The organism is Clostridium sp. AN503 (assembly GCF_040719375.1).
Lineage (GTDB): Bacteria > Bacillota > Clostridia > Lachnospirales > Lachnospiraceae > Brotaphodocola.
Genome location: NZ_JBFDTP010000001.1, coordinates 817,176 through 834,523, shown reverse-complemented (window position 1 = coordinate 834,523; position 17,348 = coordinate 817,176). Strand labels below are relative to the sequence as shown.

Sequence of the window (17,348 nt, the reverse complement as noted above, 5' to 3'; positions counted from 1 at the left end):
TGAGGAGCAGGAGGCGAGATGATGACCCCTATGGAATTGAGAAATGAGAGGTGGGCTCCGGCTATAGTAAAAAGCTGCAGAACCGGGGCTTTACGGCCTGCTATGTACGGACGAGGAAGGAGGCGCTTGAACAGGCGCTTTCCTGGATTCCGGAGGGAGCAACGGTGGGGTGGGGCGGATCATTGTCTGTGAATCAGATTGGCCTTCTTGACCGGGTGCGCGACACACATCCCGTAATAGACCGGGATGCAGCAGGCACGGATATTGAAAAGGAGGAGAGGATGCGGCAGGCGCTTTTATCGGATGTATTTCTGACCGGCACAAATGCAGTAAGCGCGGATGGGCAGTTAGTTAATATGGATGGAACTGGCAATCGTGTAGCGGCATTGACATTTGGCCCCCAAAGCGTCATTGTAGTGGCAGGTATGAATAAAGCTGTGCGCAGCGTGGACGCGGGGGTGGAACGGATCCGTACCATTGCCGCGCCGGTAAATATGATGCGCTTTTTAAAAGAAGACAGCAAGACTGCCTGTTCTGTTCTGGGAGTTTGCAGTGATTGTAACGCACATGACTGTATCTGCAATACGCTGGTGGTCACAAGGCGCTGCCGTCCGGCAGGCCGTATAAAAGTGCTGCTTGTTGGCGAGGATCTGGGCATATAAAATCAGAAGATGGATAGGAGGAGAGAGATGACGGATGTAAGGAAAATGGTTGATGAAATCACACCGGAGATCACAGACATGCGCAATTATATTCATGAAAACCCTGAGCTTAGCATGAAGGAATATCAAACGTGCGCGCTCCTGGAAGACTATGTTAAGAAACATGTAGAATATGACCGCTTAAAACGAGTGGGAGAGACCGGGTTATTCTTTGAAATAAAGGGAACCAAACCAGGCTCTGGCCCGACGATCGTTTTTCGGGGGGATATCGATGCACTCCCGATTCAGGAGGATGAGGATATGTCTCCCCGCAGTAAAGTGCCGGGGGTTATGCATGCCTGTGGACATGATGTACACGGCACAATCAATGTAGGCGCTGCAAAGATTCTGAGCAGGCTGAAGGATCAGTTTTCCGGATCTATTTATTTTTTCATCCAACCGGCTGAGGAAACTCTGCAGGGAGCCAGACTGTTTTTAAATGATCCGGAAATCAATTTTGATAAAATTGATGCGGTAGCGGCGCTGCATATTTCGGCGGAGCTGGATGCCGGAACGATTGGAGTCCGTTATGGGGCAATCCTGGCCAGCGCTGATAAAATCCACATCCGCATCAATGGAAAAGGAGGGCACGGGGCACATTGCCATACGGTGAAAGACCCGATTGTGGCAGCGTCGGCTGTGGTGAGCGGTTTGCAGACGCTGGTATCCCGTGAGACCAATCCTGCGGATTCTGTCGTCATCTCTATCTGTACGATCCATGGGGGAAGCGCTCACAATATTGTACCGGATTATGTTGATATGACAGGGACCGTCCGTACCTTAAAACCGGCAGACCGAGATCGGATGGAAGTCAGTGTGAAGCGCATGGCGAATTCTGTGGCAGAGGCTTATGGTTGTACGGCAGAGGTGGATTTTATCCGGGGAGTGCCTCCGTTCATCTGTGAGGATGAGTGGGTAGACCGGGCGCTTCGCGTAGGAAGAAAGGTTCTGGGAACGGAAAATACCATAATCATGCCGCATGCAGCCATGGGAAGTGAGGATTTTGCTTTTATTAAGGAAAAGAAACCAGGGATCTTTGTAAGACTGGGGGTGCGAACTCCCGGTGGCCCATATGGATCGGCACATTCTTCTACATTTTACTGTGATAGTGCCTGCATTCCAACAGGGATGCTGACGATTATCGGACTGGCGGCAGATTATATGGAGTTTTCTATTTGATTTCTTGTTATTCTGGAATGGTATTGATATAATAAATGATGTCCGTATAAGGAGACGTTTTGAATCATGCGGATTTTAATTTATTACCAGGAACAGACGGAGGAACAGATAGATGGCGGATATGACTGAGAAACTGTATTATGAGGATAGCCACATGCAGGAGTTTACTGCGCAGGTGGTTTCCTGTGTGTGGGACGATAAAAAGGATTGCTACGGCGTGGTGCTGGACAGGACAGCATTTTTCCCGGAGGGCGGCGGACAGTATGCGGATTCCGGCGTCCTGGGCGGTGTGGCAGTGGTGGATGTGAGAGAAAAGGACGGGCTGGTCGTACATTATCTGAAGCAGCCGCTGGAGGCCGGGAGAGAAGTCCGCGGACAGATCGATTTTGAGGAACGGTTCTCCAAGATGCAGCAGCATACCGGGGAGCATATTGTGTCGGGGCTGGTGCACCGGCATTTTGGGTACGACAATGTGGGCTTCCATCTGGGCAGGGAGCTGGTGACCATGGACTTTAGCGGCGCTCTGACGGAGGAAGAGATCCGCATGGTGGAGCTGGAAGCCAACGGCGCGGTGGCCGCTGATCTCCAGATCCAGGTGGCATATCCGTCAAAGGAGGAGCTGGATGCTCTTGACTATCGCAGCAAGAAGGAGTTGACCGGACAGGTGCGTATTGTGACGGTGCCGGGGTATGATGTATGTGCCTGCTGCGCCCCGCATGTGGTGCGGACCGGAGAGATTGGCATCATCAAGCTGATCGATGCGGTGAAGTACAAGGGCGGCACGCGGGTGACGATGGTGTGCGGTTTCCGTGCGCTCCAGGACTACCAGGTGAAGGAGAATAATGTCCGGGAGATATCCCGGCTGCTGTCGGTGAAGCCTCATGAGACGGCGGATGCAGTGAAGCGTTTGCAGGGGGAGGTCCAGCAGTGGAAGGATAAGCTGCTGCGGATGCAGGGCAGCTATATGGAAAAGAAGCTGGAAGAGATCCCGGCTGATGCAGAACATGTCATTCTGTTTGAAAGTGAGCTGGATAAAAATGTGGCGCGCAGGTTTGTGGACGCCGGGATGCACCGGTGCAGCGGGATCTGCGGGATATTCCTTGGGGATGATGAGCGGGGGTATCAGTACACGCTGGGGAGCGAGACGGCAGATTTGAAGGAATTTTTGAGGGCATTTCACCAGGCGTTTCCGGGGAAAGGCGGCGGGAAGCCGGAGATGGTTCAGGGGACGGTGATGGGATGGAGACAAAGGCTGGCGCAGGGAGTGGAGCGAAGTTCAGAACAAGCGGGGCTGAGCCGGGAGGAGTGCTGTCTGCCGTTGAAAGAACGGCTGGAAGAGTATTTGGCAACAGATCCGGAAAAAGATAAAGTGCAAGTTGAGTAAAGTGAAAGAAATATTAGAGTAAGTGACCTGTGCCACATGTCGTTTAATAAACAGATTTGTGGTACAGGTCTTTATGGAAAAGGGCTGCTTGAAAATGTGGTAATTCAGAATATTTTTATGATTGACAGTCAAACTCCATCGTGCTAAGATATCCATATCTTTTTCAGATGTAAATCTATACATCTGGAATCCAAGCGTATCCAGGGTAACCACTCCCGTCGATGCGTCTTTGCCGCGAGGCATCTTCATTTCGGTTTTTCGGGTGGCAGAAGCAATTATCCTGCTGACGGAAACAACTCCGACAATGAACGTTACAATGTGTGTTTTTGATTTTATTTCAGGAGGATTTGCCTATGACTACTATGGCGAAAAAGGACAGTCTGAACGGGCTGAAAAAACATTTTCCGTCCCTGCGCACAAGGGAGGAGATTCTGGAGGAGATCTCTGCCAATCCGGAGCTGAGCGATACATTTTACCGGTGGCCATTAGAGAATCAGACGGAATTTTTGGAGTGCTGCTCCGGCGCCAGGGGGATGAAGGTCTTGTATGATGGTGTATTTAAGGAGCTCTTTAATCCGGAGACTACGCCGGAACGGCTGGAGCGGCTGCTTTTCCTGCTTTTGGGCCGACGGGTATCGATTAAGACGGTGCTGCCCAATGATTCTGTGCGGCTGGGGGCGGAGACGTCGCTGCTGTATACGGACATTATCGTGCAGATGGAGGACGACAGTATTGCGAATGTTGAAGTACAGAAAATTGGCTATGCTTTTCCGGGGGAACGGTGCGCCTGCTACTCGGCAGATCATCTGCTGCGCCAGTATAAGCGGGTGAGGGGAAAGCGGGGGAAGCATTTTTCCTACAGGGATGTGAAGAATGTCTATACCATCGTGTTTTTCGAGCAGTCCCCGCAGGAATTTCACGAATTCCCCGGCATTTGGAGGCATAAGTTTAAGCAGCAGTCGAACAGTGGACTGGAAATGAATTTTTTGCAGGAATATATTTTGCTGCCACTTGACATTTACAAAAAAGCCATGCAAAATAAAAGTATAGAAACCGAGTTGGAGGCATGGCTCGCATTTTTATGCTTTGATGCGCCGGAGCGGATTGAGGAACTGATCAACAGATTCCCGGAATTTGCGGAGCTGTATCAGCAGATTTGCGACCTTTGCCGGAACACAGAGAAGGTGATGAGCATGTATTCTAAGGAATTAGAGGAATTGGATCATAACACGGTGCTGTATATGATCGATGAGATGCAGGCGCAGATAGACCGGCAGAAGGCAGAACTGGAGCGATTGGTGGCTGCGACAGAGAGGCAGAGAGCAGAAGCCGAACAGCAGAGAGCAGAAGCCGAGCGCCAGAAGGCAGAAGCCGAGCGCCAGAAGGCAGAAGCCGAGTGCCAGAAGGCAGAAGCCGAGCGCCAGAAGGCGAAAGACGATCAATTGATCAGTCAGCTCCGGCAGCAGTTAGCCGATCAACAGAACCAACTAAGCCCGAAGAAATAGCGGTGGAAATGCGTTCGGCATGCCTATGCAAATGATGCAGTTTATGATATAATCAGAACATTATGGACAATTATATCGTATTTGATTTGGAATGGAACCAGAGCCCGCATGGAAAGGAGGCCTCGGTCGAGGACTTTCCTTTTGAGATCATCGAGATCGGGGCGGTAAAGCTGGACGGACAATTTCATATTGTAGATGAGTTTCACCGGCTTATCCGGCCGCAGGTCTATACCCAGATGCACTATGTCATTTCGGAAGTGACCCATATGGATATGGAGGAGCTGCAGCGCAGCGGTGTGGATTTTGTAACTGCGGCGGCGGACTTTTTGCGGTGGTGTGGAGACGATGCGGTATTCTGTACCTGGGGCTCTATGGATCTGACGGAGCTGCAGCGGAATCTGGCATATTATGGGATGGAAAACCCGTTTCCCAAACCGCTTCTTTATTATGATGTGCAGAAGCTTTATGGGCTGCTTCTGGGTGAAGGTGCAAGGCCGTCGCTGGATGCGGCGGTGGCCGAGCTTGGGCTTCCCACGGAGCGGCCTTTTCACAGGGCGCTGGATGACGCTTTTTATACAGGACTGGTGTTGGGCGAGATGGAACCGGACCAGGTATTGCCCTATGCGTCGATCGATTATTATCGTCTTCCGGACAATAAGGACGAGGAAGTCTACATGGAGTTTCCTGGTTATTCTAAATATGTTTCCCGTATTTTTCCATCCAGGGAAGACGCAATGAAGGAGCGCAGCGTCACCGGGATGCGCTGCTATGAATGTGGACGGGCGCTCAGGAAAAAGGTGCGGTGGTTTACACCGAACCAGAAGATATATTATGGACTTGCCATCTGTCCAGAACATGGATATCTGAAGGGGAAGATCCGCATGAAGCGTGTGGATGATACAAGCGTTTATGTGGTGAAGACACTAAAGCTTACGGATGAGGACGGTGCAGAGCGGATCATCAGCCGCAGGGATGATCTGCGGAAAAAACGTGCGGAACGGAACCGTGCCAAGAAGAAGCGCCAGCGGGAGACAAAGCAGGAGAGAAAGAAAAAACGATAGGAATATGAAAAAAAGATAAAGCGGTTATAAAAAGCAGAGCTGCGAACCAGAGATAAAAGCCGGTTTCGCAGCTCTGTTTTTATGAAACCATTTAACGTTGCGGCATGGGAACTGTGCCAACATGCGGTGCGATCCTCCTGCAGCATCACGGCGACGGGATCGAAGCCTTTTTTGAAAGCTTCCGGTACTGGGACGGAGTCAGTCCGGCGTACTGTTTGAACACCCGGTTAAAATGTGTGATATTGGAAAAACCTGTCAGGTTTCCGATCTCTGTGATGGATTTGTCTGTCTCCATGATCTTTCTCTGGGCGTTCATGATGCGGGTTACGTTGATGTATTGTATGATCGTCCGGTTGGTACATCGCTTGAACTCCCGGCAGAGGTAGTAGGGGCTGACATAAAAGCGTCTGGAAAGCAGTTCTAAGGTGATGTCCTCATTATAATTTTTATGGATATAGTCGATGACCTGGCCGACCAGGGTCTTTTTCTCGTGCTGGAGCGGCTTTAACCCCTGGCGGAATATGTTGACCAGGAGCACATTCAGCAGACTGTGCATGTATTCCTCTTTAAAAGGAGAATCACCGTCCTCCTCACGGAGGATCAGTTCCATGAGCTGGTGTATGGAATACCGGTTCCTCGCATCCGCTGTGTAGACGCCTCCCCCGGCATCCAGGGCTTCCATCAGCTCCGGGGACTGCACCTCTGACGAGCGAAAATACAGGACGATCCGTTTGAAGGGGACATCTTCCGCACCATAAGAATGATGCATCACATAAGGGGTAAATATCACCAGTTGTCCCGCGCTGATGGGGAAGACGGAGTCCTGGATGATATGATACCGTGCTCCGCTTTCCAGATAATAAAGCTCATAGAAATCATGATAATGGGATTTTGCCATATTGTCATTGACACCTTCTATTCGTTCGCAGGCGATCGCCTGTCCCTGCGCGATCCGGATACCGGCCCGATCGATCATTCATATCCCTCCTTTTAACAAAATGTAACAAAGTTTATTGTGAAAAACATACAAAAATATTTGAACTGCCTGGTTAAAAACAAACCTTTGCTATAAAAAACAGATGCCATAAGAGCAAGATATGTAAAAAAATAACCCATTCCCTGCAAATATTGTCTGGTTTCGATGTATCTCATATAATACAATGATACCACAACGAGGAACGAAACAAAACAATTACATTAAGAAAAGTACATATCAATTTTATCAATAGGATGATGAAGAATGAAATATTATGAAGGACGGATCGAGCACAACAAGGATACCATAAGACGTCTGTTTAAGGCGGAATATGATACTTATGAGATGCGGAAGGTCATTTTCAGGTTTGCGGCGGGAGCCGTACTGGTGATAACGGGTCTGATTGGCAGACTTCCGGTGTTCGCCCAGGGAATCCTTTTGATGGTGGGCTGCTGGCTGATCGTGAGCAGGGATTTCCCGTCGAAATGCCGGGCCGACAGAACATTGGAGAACCGGAAGACAGCCCTGCCGACGATGGTATCCAGATTTTATGGAGATCATATCGAACTGGACGGCGAGGGACATATGAAGCTGTCATATGATAAGGTACAATATCTGGTAGAAGAAAAAGGATATTATTTTCTGTTTTTTGGCAGGGATTCCGCATGTATGATTGATGGAAAAACCCTGAAACCGGATTCGGCGGACAAGTTCAGGGAGTTTGTGGAAGAGAAAACGGGACTCGAATGGAAGGAGACAACTTCCTGGCTGAATATGAGTCTTATGGATCTGATCCATACGCTGAAACGCGGAATGGACAGGCACTAGCATGAAAAGCCAGGTGTACAGACATTGGTATGGGATCCGCGTTCCGAAAAGGAACAGGGCGGGTTGCTATATAGAGTATCAGGAAACTTAATCATGTAAAAGAATGGGAGGAACTAAAATGTTTAAAGCAAAAAGAATTGCGGCACTTGCAGTTGCAGGAACCATGGCACTGAGCCTTGCGGCATGCGGAGGATCTTCATCCAGCGCACCGGCAGGAGGCAATGCAGAGGGCGGCGCAGGTACAGAGAAGACCTTTAACTTAAAGCTGGGCCATAACATGGCAGAGGACCACGCAGTACATATCAGCATGACGGCTTTTGCCGATGCGGTAAAAGAAAAATCAAATGGCACCATCAATATCACCATTTTCCCCAACGGAACGCTGGGAAGTGAGACCGACATGATCTCCCAGATCCAGAACGGCGCGCTGGACATGGCAAAGGTGTCCGCTTCGACCCTGGGCAACTTCAGCAAGCTGTACAACGCTTACTCGGTTCCTTATGTATTTGATGATAAGGATCACTATTATGCGGTTATGGACAGCGAGATCGCCCAGAACATTTTTGATTCTACAGAGAAAGACGGTTTCGTAGGTCTGACCTGGCTGGATTCCGGTTCCCGTTCCTTCTATACCGTCAAGACTCCGATCCGCAAACCGGCGGACTTAAAGGGTTTAAAGATCCGTACCATGGATTCCCAGATGGCGATCGATATGATGAACGCTCTGGGCGGTTCCGCTACGGTTATGGGTTACAGCGATATCTACACTGGTCTGCAGCAGGGCGTAATCGATGGTGCGGAGAACAATGTGACAGCGCTTCGTGACCACGGTGAGGTTGCAAAATATTACTCTTTCGACGAGCATACTCAGATCCCGGATGTGGTTGTTCTGTCCGCTAAGGTTTGGAATGATATGACGCCAGAGCAGCAGGAAGTACTGAAGTCCTGTGCGAAAGATGCTACCGAGGACTACAAGGTTGCCTGGAAGAACTTTGAGGACGAAGTTCTTGAGAATGCCACCACCAACTTTGGCGTGGAGCTGGTCAGAGACGTTGATATTGCGGCATTCCAGGAGGCAGTACAGCCGATCTACGAGAAGCTGAAAACAGATGATCCGGATGTATACGGTGTCGTTGAGCAGATCCGCGGTATGTCTGCAAAATAGTGCGCTGAGGATTACCATAAGTATCAGGAAAACACGGCTGCGGTCGGCATGTCCGGCCGCAGCCGTTTAAAAAACAACAAGAAACTGTTGGCACAATTCCAATCTGGAGGAATAAGAAAAAATGAAAAAGTTAGACAAAATCCTGGATGACGTGATGCGTTTTTTGATGGCGTTTTCAATGCTGTCACTGGTGGTCGGCGGATTCTGGCAGATATTTAGCCGCTGGATCTTAAAAGACCCGTCCACATTTACAGAGGAATTTATGCGTTACATGCTGATCTGGGCAAGTATGCTGGGTTCTGCGTACTGCTTTTATAAAGATAAACACCTTACCCTGGATCTGTTTAAACGCAGGGCAAAAGGGACGGCGGGCCTTGTGCTGAACGTGTTTATCGAGGCAATGATCCTGTTTTTCGTAATCTATGTATTTGTTTACGGGGGCGGCCGCATGGCGATGAACAGTACCAACTATTCTCCGGTCATGCAGATCCCGTTCAAGGTTCTTTACATGATTCTTCCGGTATCCGGCTGCTTTATCGTGATAGCGCGGGTGCTGAAATATATGCAGATGTATCTTGATGCAAAAGCTGATAAGAAGGAGGCAGTATAATGGTCGTACAAGCTACGTTAATCCTGTTTGGTGTATTTTTCGTCATGTTATTTTCCGGCGTTCCGATCTCTGTCGGCATCGGTATCGCATCCATCGTGACCGCGCTTTTCAGCTTTGACCCGCAGGTATTTGCGATCACTGCGGCACAGCGGTGCTTCTCCGGTATCGATTCCTTTTCCCTGCTTGCGCTGCCGTTCTTCACACTGGCAGGCAACATCATGAACAAAGGCGGTATCGCCCAGCGTCTGGTACGCCTGGCGCGTCTGGTGGTAGGCTGGATCCCCGGATACCTGGCTGCTACCAACGTTCTGGCAAACATGTTTTTCGGAGCGATCTCCGGTTCTTCCGTAGCGGCGACTTCTGCTATGGGAAGCATCATGAACCCTCTGGAAAAAGAGGAAGGCTATGATCCCAACTACTCGGCGGCAGTTAATATCTGTTCTGCACCTACTGGTATCATCATCCCTCCAAGTGGTCCGCTTATCCTGTATTCCATTACCGCAGGCGGTGTTTCCGTAGCGGCGCTGTTCATGGGCGGTTATATTCCGGGTGCCCTGCTTGGTATCTGTGTACTGGCTGTTGCGATCATCATTGCCAATAAGAAGGGCTACAAGGCATCTGCTGTAAAGGAAAGCGCTCCGCCGATCAAGATCATCATTGACGCGGTTCCGTCCCTTCTGGCGGTCATCATCGTTATGGCTGGTATCCTGCTGGGCTGGTTCACTCCGACAGAGGCAGGCGTGGTCTGTGTGCTGTACTGCGGACTGCTTGGCTTCCTTTATAAAGAGCTGAATTTAAAGAACTTATATGAACTGCTGGCGGAGACGATGATCAGCTCTGCGACGATCCTGTTCTTGATCGCTGCATCCACGATCATGTCCTACATTATGTCTTACTCCGGAATCCCGGCGGCGATCAGTGAGATGCTGATGAGCGCGTCCAGCAACAAGTATGTGATCCTGCTGATCATGAACGTATTTTTACTGGTGATGGGTATGTTCTTAGACCTGACCCCGGCAGTGCTGATCTTTACCCCGATCTTCCTGCCGATCATAAAGAGTATTGGTATGAGCCCGGTACATTTCGGTATCATGCTGATCTTAAACCTGGGTATCGGTTCCGTGACTCCGCCGGTAGGCTCCTGCCTGTTCGTAGGATGCGGCGTTGGCAAGGTTACCATCGAGGGTGTTACCAAATATATCGTGCCGATGTTCTGTGCGATGGTTGTGGCATTGCTCCTGGTTACTTATATTCCGGCGCTGTCCCTGCTGGTGCCGTACCTGTGCGGTCTGATTCCGTCCATGTAACCTGTAAATCCTGATAGCTGTGGAAGTTATGGAGAAATCAGTATGAAAATTTGTAAAGAATATCGCGGATACGAGGCAGGAAACGGTGTATATCTGATCCATACCAACTGTGCGGACATAGGCGTCTGCTTCGTAACGGATGAGATCGTGCGTGTCAGGGTCTCGTTTGATAAAGAGATGGCGGAGGAATCTTATATTCTCTCCACTACTGCGTGGGAGGACCGTTTAGACGGACTGTTTGCCGGAGAACGTACCAGGAAGGAACCTGCGCCGGCTGTTGTGGAGGAAACTGCAGAAAGCCTGGAGTTCACGACTCCGGCTCTGCGCCTGTCCATGCAGAAGGACCCGCTGTGCTTTAAGCTGTATGACGGCGAAGGCACATTGCTGTACAGTGATATCGAAGGCAATCCGTTTATCCAGGATTCCAACCTGCGGGTAAATCATTACAGCCAGATGCAGGGCGAAGAGGAATGCTATTACGGGTTTGGGGAGAAGGCAGGTCTGCTCAACAAGAATAAAACATTCCTGCGTCAGCGGGCGACGGACGCCATGGGTTATGACGCGGAAAAGATGGATACCCTGTATAAACATATCCCGTTTTATATCCGTATGAACCGTGAAAATAAAAAGGCGGTTGGATTATTTTACAACAACTTTTATGAGTCCGTTTTTAATATGGGCTGTGAGAAGAGCAACTACTGGCCCCGCTATACATACTGGCAGGCAGACGGCGGTGACATCGACCTGTTTTTCATCGGCGGAAATACCATGAAACGGATTGTGGACAATTATACGCTGCTGACAGGCCGTCCGGCGCTGCTTCCCAAACGTGCGCTGGGATATCAGGGTTCCTCCATGTATTATCCAGAACTGGATAAGGACAGCGATGACGCAGTGCTGGGATTTATCGATACGGTGAAGGAAGAGGGATTCCCGATCGACGGTTTCCATCTGTCATCCGGGTACACCAGCTACGAGAACCGCCGCTGCGTATTTACCTGGAACACCACCAGGTTTAAGGATCCGCGCGCTTATTTTGCGGCGATGAATGAGAAGGGCGCTCAGAATGTGCCGAATGTAAAGCCGGGAATCCTGCTGATGCATCCGTGGTTTGATGAGTTTGTGAAAAAGGACGTATTTGTTAAGGACCCGGAAGGCGGGAGCTACAGCATCGGTAAATGGTGGGGCGGCGACGGCGCGTTCTGGGATTTCACGAAGCCGGAAGCCCGCCAGGCATGGAAGGAATATCTGACCGAGCATGTGATTGACGTGGGAACCAATTCAATCTGGGATGACAACTGCGAATATGACAGTCTGTTGGACAAGGACTGCCGCTGTGATTTCGACGGCAAAGGAGGTACGATCGGTCAGCTTAAGCCGTTGATGAGTACTTTGATGTGCAAGATCGCAGGTGATGCAGTCAGAGAGCATGATAAGGATGCAAGACCATATGTGGTGTGCCGCAGCGGCAGCGCAGGGATCCAGAAGTATGCCCAGACCTGGTGCGGGGACAACTCTACCAGCTGGAAATCCTTACAGTACAATATCCCGATCATCACCGGTATGGGCCTGTCCGGGCAGCCCAACGAGGGCGCGGATATCGGCGGCTTTGCAGGTCCTGCACCGGAGGAGGAATTGTTTGTGCGCTGGGTACAGAACGGCGTGTTCCAGCCCCGTTTTTCCATCCATTCTGCCAGCAATGACAACACGGTGACGGAACCGTGGATGTACCGGGATTCCGCAGATATCATCCGGGATGCGATCCTTTTGCGCTACCGACTGACGCCGTATCTGTATTCCGCAGAGTACGAAGCCAGCCAGACCGGCGCGCCGATCATGAGGGCGCTGGTATATGAATTCCAGAATGATCCGAAGGTGTATGACGAGAGCTTTGAGTTTTTGTACGGCAGGGATATCCTGGTGGCTAATGTGATCGAGAAAGGCGCGAAGACCAGGCAGGTATATCTTCCGGCAGGCTGCAAATGGTATGACTGGAATGATAATTATGCCTGCTATGAAGGGGGACAGACCATCGAGGTTCCGGTCTCCATGGAGACGATCCCCATGTTTATCCGTGAAGGAGCCATCATCCCGATGGCGGCCAACCAGCTGATGAGTATGGAGCGCGACCACATGACCAGCCTGCATCTGACGCTGGCGCCGGGGCAGGAGAGCAGCTATGTGCTCTATGATGACGACGGCGTGACCAATGCTTTTAAAGACGGCGTATACCGGAAGGTCCAGATCCAGATGTCTGGAAAAGACGTTGTAAACGTGGAGTTTACTGCTGAGGGTGTTTATGAAGACTTTGTGGAGGATGTGGTCGTCGAGATGATCCGCAAGGACAGAAGCCCCTTCTGGGTGGCTCTTGGCGGCAGAAAGCTGGAGCATTTCTTAAACAGGAAAAAGTTTGACGATGCAGCGGAGGGCTGGTATTACAGCCAGACGAAAAAAGCTGTGGAAGTGAAATATGCAAATCCTAAAAAAGATATTACGCTGACTGTGTCATTTGAAGATTTTGACCTGATTGGGATGTGAAAATACTTGATATTGTTGTAAAATGAGTGGATAATACAACGCAGAGAGGTAAAATATTATGATGTTAAATCGATTTCAGTCGGTAGAAAAGACTGATAACGGATATATGATCCATGGGGACAATGCAGATGTAATGCTGGTATTTTTAAGCGACGACGTGATCCGGATCCGTACCAGCTTCAGCCGGAGCTTCGAGGAAGCGTCCTACGCGCTGGTCACTACGGCGTGGGAGGATGAGCTGGATGAGCTTTTTAAGGAAGAGCGCACACGGATCACGGCACTTTCTGTCCCTTATGAGGAGACGGACAAAAAGATCACATTTACAACTGCTACGTGTAAACTGGTACTCCGCAAGGAGCCGTTCAGCTTCCGCCTGATCGACAAAAACGGTGCGGTGATCTACCAGGATCTAAAGGAGCGGGCTTTCGACTGTGACCAGCTTGGCAGATTGACCCACTACAGCCTTGTAGACCGGGAACATGACCATTTCTATGGATTTGGGGAAAAGACCGGGCATCTGGATAAGAAGGGCAAACGCCTCCGCATGTCTCCGAAGGATGCCATCGGCCATGATCCGGAAAACGGGGAACCGCTGTACAAGCATATTCCGTTCTATATCCGGATCAATGACCAGGTCAAAACTGCGGTGGGGCTGTTTTACAACAATTCCCATGATTCCGTGTTTGACATGTGCAATGAGATCAGCGGTTACTGGGACCGTTACTGTTACTACCAGACTGACGGCGGCGACCTGGATCTGTTTCTCATAAATGGTCCGTCCGCATCAGAGGTCGTCAGCCGCTATACCTGGCTGACCGGGCGCAGCGCGATGCCTACCAAGCAGTCTTTAGGGTATACGGCTTCCACCATGTACTATGCGGAGCTTGAGAAGGACTGTGACAAGGAGATTTACAAGGTCATCCAAAAGCATTTTGACGAGAAGATCTATATTGATAATTTCTGGCTTGCATCCGGATATTCATCGGGTGAGGAGGACAACCTGCGCTACATTTTCAACTGGAACTACAAGCGGTTCCCGGACCCGGAGGGCTTCTTTGAGAAGATGAGCGGCATGGGCATCAATGTGATCCCCAACATGAAGCCGGGAATCCTGAAAAACCATCCCTACATGGATGTGTTTAAAAAGAATGATGTATTCGTAAAAACGCCAGACGGCAGCGAGGATTACATCGGACGCTGGTGGGGCGGCTACGGCAGGTTCGTGGATTTCACCGGTGCAAAGGGAAGGGATACCTGGAAAGAGCTGCTTAAGGAGACTCTGCTGAAGAAAGGCTCAATGACGGTCTGGAACGACAACTGTGAATTCGACGGCGTGGAGGACCGAAACGCCCTCTGTGACTGCGACGGCAGGAAGAAGACCATGGCGGAAATGAAGATCATCCATTCCAATATGATGGCTTACGTGGGCAAACAGGCGCTGGCGGAGATGTACCCCAACGAGCGGCCCTACATCATCAACCGGGCGGGTTATGCCGGAATCCAGCGGTACGCCCAGGTATGGGGCGGAGACAACTTGACCGACTGGCGCACCGTGAAGTTCAATATTGCGACGATCCTGGGTATGGGCCTGTCCGGCTGCGCCAACATGGGCTGCGATATCGGCGGCTTTGCGGGACCGGCGCCGGAAGGGGAGCTTATGCTGCGCTGGATCCAGAGCGGGATCTTCCAGCCGAGATTCTGCATGAACTCGGCCAACAGCGACAATACGGTGACCCAGCCCTGGATGTATGAGGAGCATATCGAGGATGTGCGCGCGGCCTATGCGCAGCGTTACCGTATGATGCCGTACCTCTATTCCCTGATGCGCCAGGCCTATGAGACCGGTATGCCGGCCATGCGCCCGCTGTTTTTAGAGTTCCCTGAGGATGAAGCGTGCTATACAGACGAGAACCTTACCTTTATGTTCGGACCGTCGGTGCTGGTGGCAAACGTGGTCGAAAAGGATGCAAAGACCCGCCGGATCTATCTGCCGAAGGGAACCACCTGGTATGACATGAACGACCGGTTCCGTGCATATGAGGGCGGACAGACCATAGAGCTTCCGGTGACGTTGTCCTCGATCCCGATGTTCCTGCGCGGCTCCGCTGTCTATATGACTACGGAGGATGTGCACCAGGCTTCTACGGATATCATGAAACAGCTGGATCTTGTGATCAGCGCAGAAAGTGACTGTGATTTTGTATTCTATGATGATGACGGTCACACGAAGGATTTTGAAAAAGGCATCTATTCCCGCACGGATATCTGCGTGAAGTCCGGGGACCGCACTGTGATCTCCTTCCATAAGGAGGGTGATTATAAGGATACGGTAGAGAAGCTGACCCTTAAAGTAGTGAGCAAGGAAAAGGGCGCTTATTGGGTGACTGTAGACGGCGAGCAGATCCCAAGATTCCTTGTGAAGGAGAATCTGGATGAGGCGGAATGCGGCTGGTATTATAACTTAAGCGACCGCACGGTTATGATAAAATGTCCGAAGCCGGATAAAAAGGATTTTGATATTGTACTCAGCTGTGAAAAATTTGATCTGATCGGCATGGTACTTGACCAGGACTTATAAGTCTGGTATGATGTGTAGCTGACCGCGGTCTGCCAGTGGCGGGCCGCGGTCATTTGACTGCGCGGAGTGCGTTGTATGAATAACCAAAGCGATTGGTATAAAAGATGGGGATATGGAAGATGAAAAGCCGGAACACACAGGATCTGACGACTGGCCGTCCGATCACTCAGATATTTTTATTTGCAATTCCGCTGGTGCTGGGGACCCTGTTCCAGCAGCTCTATAGTTTTGTTGATACAGTGATCGTAGGGCGGTTTGTGGGCGTGGATGCGCTGGCAGCCGTCGGGACCACCTATTCGCTGAATTTCCTGATATTGGGGTTTGTGCAGGGTTTGTGCGTGGGATTTGGCATATTGCTGGCTCAGAGCTTCGGCGCCCATGACAAGAAGGAGCTGGATCAATATTTCATGAATGGAACGGGGCTCAGCGCGATCATAAGCGTAGTGCTGGCGGCAGTTACATTTCTTCTGGCACGGCCTCTCCTGATCCTGATCCGGACTCCGGAGAATATCCTCGATATGGCGGTGGTCTATATCCAGGTTATCTTCATCGGGATACCCGCAGCTGTGCTGTACAACTATTCTGCCTGCGCGCTGCGGGCGGTGGGGGATTCCAGACATCCGTTTTATTTCCTGGTGTTTTCAAGCGTGCTGAATATTGTGCTGGATTACGTATTTATCGTGCCTTTTGGCTGCGGTGTGGCGGGAGCGGCATGGGCGACGGTGATCAGCCAGCTTGTCAGCGGTGTGCTGAATAGCTGGTGGCTGCTGAAGCGCACAGGCGTTATCGAATGGCAGAAGGATGTGCGGGGATTCTCGGGGAGACATGTGAAGAAGCTCTGCCAGATCGGGATTCCCATGGGATTGGAATATTCCGTCTCCGCAATTGGCGCGGTGGTGATGCAGGGCGCGATCAACAGCCTGGGAAGCGTTGCGGTGGCAGCTCAGACGGCGGGAGAGAAGATCCGGCAGATGTTCACGCTGCCGATGGAGAGCGTAGGTATGGCGATGGCGACCTATGTTGGCCAGAACTACGGCGCAAAGCGGATGGACCGGATCAGGCAGGGGATTGCCAGCGGCCTGACGATCCAGTACCTTTACTGTATTGTGATCTGGTTTGTTATCTTCCTGCTGAAGCGTCCGCTGGTAGGCCTTGTGCTGGGGGAGACGGTCAGCGAGATCGCTGCGGGGGCCATCCAGTATCTGTCCCTTATGAGCCTGCTGTTCTTTATCCACGGTTCCCTGATGATCATGCGCAACACGCTGCAGGGCCTGGGATACAGCATGCAGGCGATCATTTCCGGAGTGGGAGAGCTTGTGGGCCGGAGCCTGGGGGGAATCCTGGCAGTGGAATATTTTGGATTTACCGGTATATGCTTTGCCAATCCGCTGGCATGGGGGCTTGCCCTGTGCTATTGTATCGCGGCGGTGACGTATTATATGAGGAAGCATGAGAAGATGGGCGGAAACGCCGTACAGGAATGCAGGATGTAAATAGGGCAAAATATGAATGAAGT

13 protein-coding genes are annotated in these 17,348 nt (G+C 50.9%); 12 read left to right on the top strand and 1 reads right to left on the bottom strand.

Annotated features, from left to right (window positions below; genetic code table 11):
- The first annotated feature begins 50 nt into the window (after window positions 1–50).
- The 5 genes from AB1I67_RS03750 to AB1I67_RS03730 all read left to right on the top strand — a co-directional run bounded on the left by AB1I67_RS03750 (window position 51) and on the right by AB1I67_RS03730 (window position 5,830).
- Window positions 51–662 carry a lactate utilization protein gene (locus AB1I67_RS03750; protein ID WP_367028488.1) on the top strand — a complete coding sequence of 204 codons (612 nt, stop codon included), beginning with the start codon at window positions 51–53 and terminating at the stop codon, window positions 660–662.
- 27 nt (window positions 663–689) lie between these two features.
- On the top strand, window positions 690–1,880 hold the full coding sequence (locus AB1I67_RS03745) for a M20 family metallopeptidase (RefSeq protein ID WP_367028486.1): 1,191 nt from the start codon (window positions 690–692) through the stop codon (window positions 1,878–1,880).
- 112 nt (window positions 1,881–1,992) lie between these two features.
- Complete coding sequence (locus AB1I67_RS03740; protein ID WP_367028484.1) at window positions 1,993–3,264, top strand: alanyl-tRNA editing protein; 1,272 nt, start codon at window positions 1,993–1,995, stop codon at window positions 3,262–3,264.
- A 353-nt stretch (window positions 3,265–3,617) separates the two neighbouring features.
- Window positions 3,618–4,769, top strand: a complete 1,152-nt coding sequence (locus AB1I67_RS03735) for a PD-(D/E)XK nuclease family transposase (RefSeq protein WP_367028482.1) — start codon at window positions 3,618–3,620, stop codon at window positions 4,767–4,769.
- A gap of 62 nt (window positions 4,770–4,831) precedes the next feature.
- Window positions 4,832–5,830 carry a 3'-5' exonuclease gene (locus tag AB1I67_RS03730; protein ID WP_367028480.1) on the top strand — a complete coding sequence of 333 codons (999 nt, stop codon included), beginning with the start codon at window positions 4,832–4,834 and terminating at the stop codon, window positions 5,828–5,830.
- Window positions 5,831–5,975: 145 nt separating this feature from the next.
- On the opposite strand, the gene AB1I67_RS03725 is transcribed toward AB1I67_RS03730, so the two are convergent.
- Window positions 5,976–6,806, bottom strand: a complete 831-nt coding sequence (locus AB1I67_RS03725) for an AraC family transcriptional regulator (RefSeq protein WP_367028478.1) — start codon at window positions 6,804–6,806, stop codon at window positions 5,976–5,978.
- A gap of 264 nt (window positions 6,807–7,070) precedes the next feature.
- On the opposite strand from AB1I67_RS03725, the gene AB1I67_RS03720 reads away from it, so the two are divergent.
- The 7 genes from AB1I67_RS03720 to AB1I67_RS03690 all read left to right on the top strand — a co-directional run bounded on the left by AB1I67_RS03720 (window position 7,071) and on the right by AB1I67_RS03690 (window position 17,325).
- Window positions 7,071–7,634 (top strand): YcxB family protein, encoded by a 564-nt coding sequence (locus tag AB1I67_RS03720; RefSeq protein WP_367028477.1) that lies wholly within the window; start codon window positions 7,071–7,073, stop codon window positions 7,632–7,634.
- A gap of 118 nt (window positions 7,635–7,752) precedes the next feature.
- The gene (locus AB1I67_RS03715) at window positions 7,753–8,799 is read left to right on the top strand and encodes a TRAP transporter substrate-binding protein (protein ID WP_367028476.1); all 1,047 of its coding nucleotides are present in this window, start codon (window positions 7,753–7,755) and stop codon (window positions 8,797–8,799) included.
- Window positions 8,800–8,920: 121 nt separating this feature from the next.
- On the top strand, window positions 8,921–9,409 hold the full coding sequence (locus AB1I67_RS03710) for a TRAP transporter small permease (RefSeq protein ID WP_367028474.1): 489 nt from the start codon (window positions 8,921–8,923) through the stop codon (window positions 9,407–9,409).
- Window positions 9,409–10,716, top strand: coding sequence for a TRAP transporter large permease (locus AB1I67_RS03705; RefSeq protein WP_367028473.1), 1,308 nt, complete (start codon window positions 9,409–9,411; stop codon window positions 10,714–10,716). The genes AB1I67_RS03710 and AB1I67_RS03705 overlap by 1 nt, the downstream gene beginning before the upstream one ends.
- A 42-nt stretch (window positions 10,717–10,758) precedes the next feature.
- Window positions 10,759–13,254, top strand: coding sequence for a TIM-barrel domain-containing protein (locus tag AB1I67_RS03700; RefSeq protein ID WP_367028472.1), 2,496 nt, complete (start codon window positions 10,759–10,761; stop codon window positions 13,252–13,254).
- Between the two features lie 58 nt (window positions 13,255–13,312).
- Window positions 13,313–15,832, top strand: a complete 2,520-nt coding sequence (locus tag AB1I67_RS03695; RefSeq protein WP_367028471.1) for a TIM-barrel domain-containing protein — start codon at window positions 13,313–13,315, stop codon at window positions 15,830–15,832.
- Between the two features lie 119 nt (window positions 15,833–15,951).
- Window positions 15,952–17,325: an MATE family efflux transporter gene (locus AB1I67_RS03690; RefSeq protein ID WP_367028470.1), complete on the top strand. Its 1,374-nt coding sequence runs from the start codon at window positions 15,952–15,954 to the stop codon at window positions 17,323–17,325.
- The last annotated feature ends 23 nt before the right edge of the window (window positions 17,326–17,348 follow it).

Bases quoted from the DNA above. Each gene is read 5' to 3' on its own strand.
- AB1I67_RS03710 (WP_367028474.1), top strand. From the start codon at position 8,921: ATGAAAAAGTTAGACAAAATCCTGGATGACGTGATGCGTTTTTTGATG.
- AB1I67_RS03730 (WP_367028480.1), top strand. From the start codon at position 4,832: ATGGACAATTATATCGTATTTGATTTGGAATGGAACCAGAGCCCGCAT.
- AB1I67_RS03695 (WP_367028471.1), top strand. From the start codon at position 13,313: ATGATGTTAAATCGATTTCAGTCGGTAGAAAAGACTGATAACGGATAT.
- AB1I67_RS03725 (WP_367028478.1), bottom strand. From the start codon at position 6,806: ATGATCGATCGGGCCGGTATCCGGATCGCGCAGGGACAGGCGATCGCC.
- AB1I67_RS03705 (WP_367028473.1), top strand. From the start codon at position 9,409: ATGGTCGTACAAGCTACGTTAATCCTGTTTGGTGTATTTTTCGTCATG.
- AB1I67_RS03740 (WP_367028484.1), top strand. From the start codon at position 1,993: ATGGCGGATATGACTGAGAAACTGTATTATGAGGATAGCCACATGCAG.
- AB1I67_RS03700 (WP_367028472.1), top strand. From the start codon at position 10,759: ATGAAAATTTGTAAAGAATATCGCGGATACGAGGCAGGAAACGGTGTA.
- AB1I67_RS03690 (WP_367028470.1), top strand. From the start codon at position 15,952: ATGAAAAGCCGGAACACACAGGATCTGACGACTGGCCGTCCGATCACT.
- AB1I67_RS03735 (WP_367028482.1), top strand. From the start codon at position 3,618: ATGACTACTATGGCGAAAAAGGACAGTCTGAACGGGCTGAAAAAACAT.
- AB1I67_RS03720 (WP_367028477.1), top strand. From the start codon at position 7,071: ATGAAATATTATGAAGGACGGATCGAGCACAACAAGGATACCATAAGA.
- AB1I67_RS03745 (WP_367028486.1), top strand. From the start codon at position 690: ATGACGGATGTAAGGAAAATGGTTGATGAAATCACACCGGAGATCACA.
- AB1I67_RS03715 (WP_367028476.1), top strand. From the start codon at position 7,753: ATGTTTAAAGCAAAAAGAATTGCGGCACTTGCAGTTGCAGGAACCATG.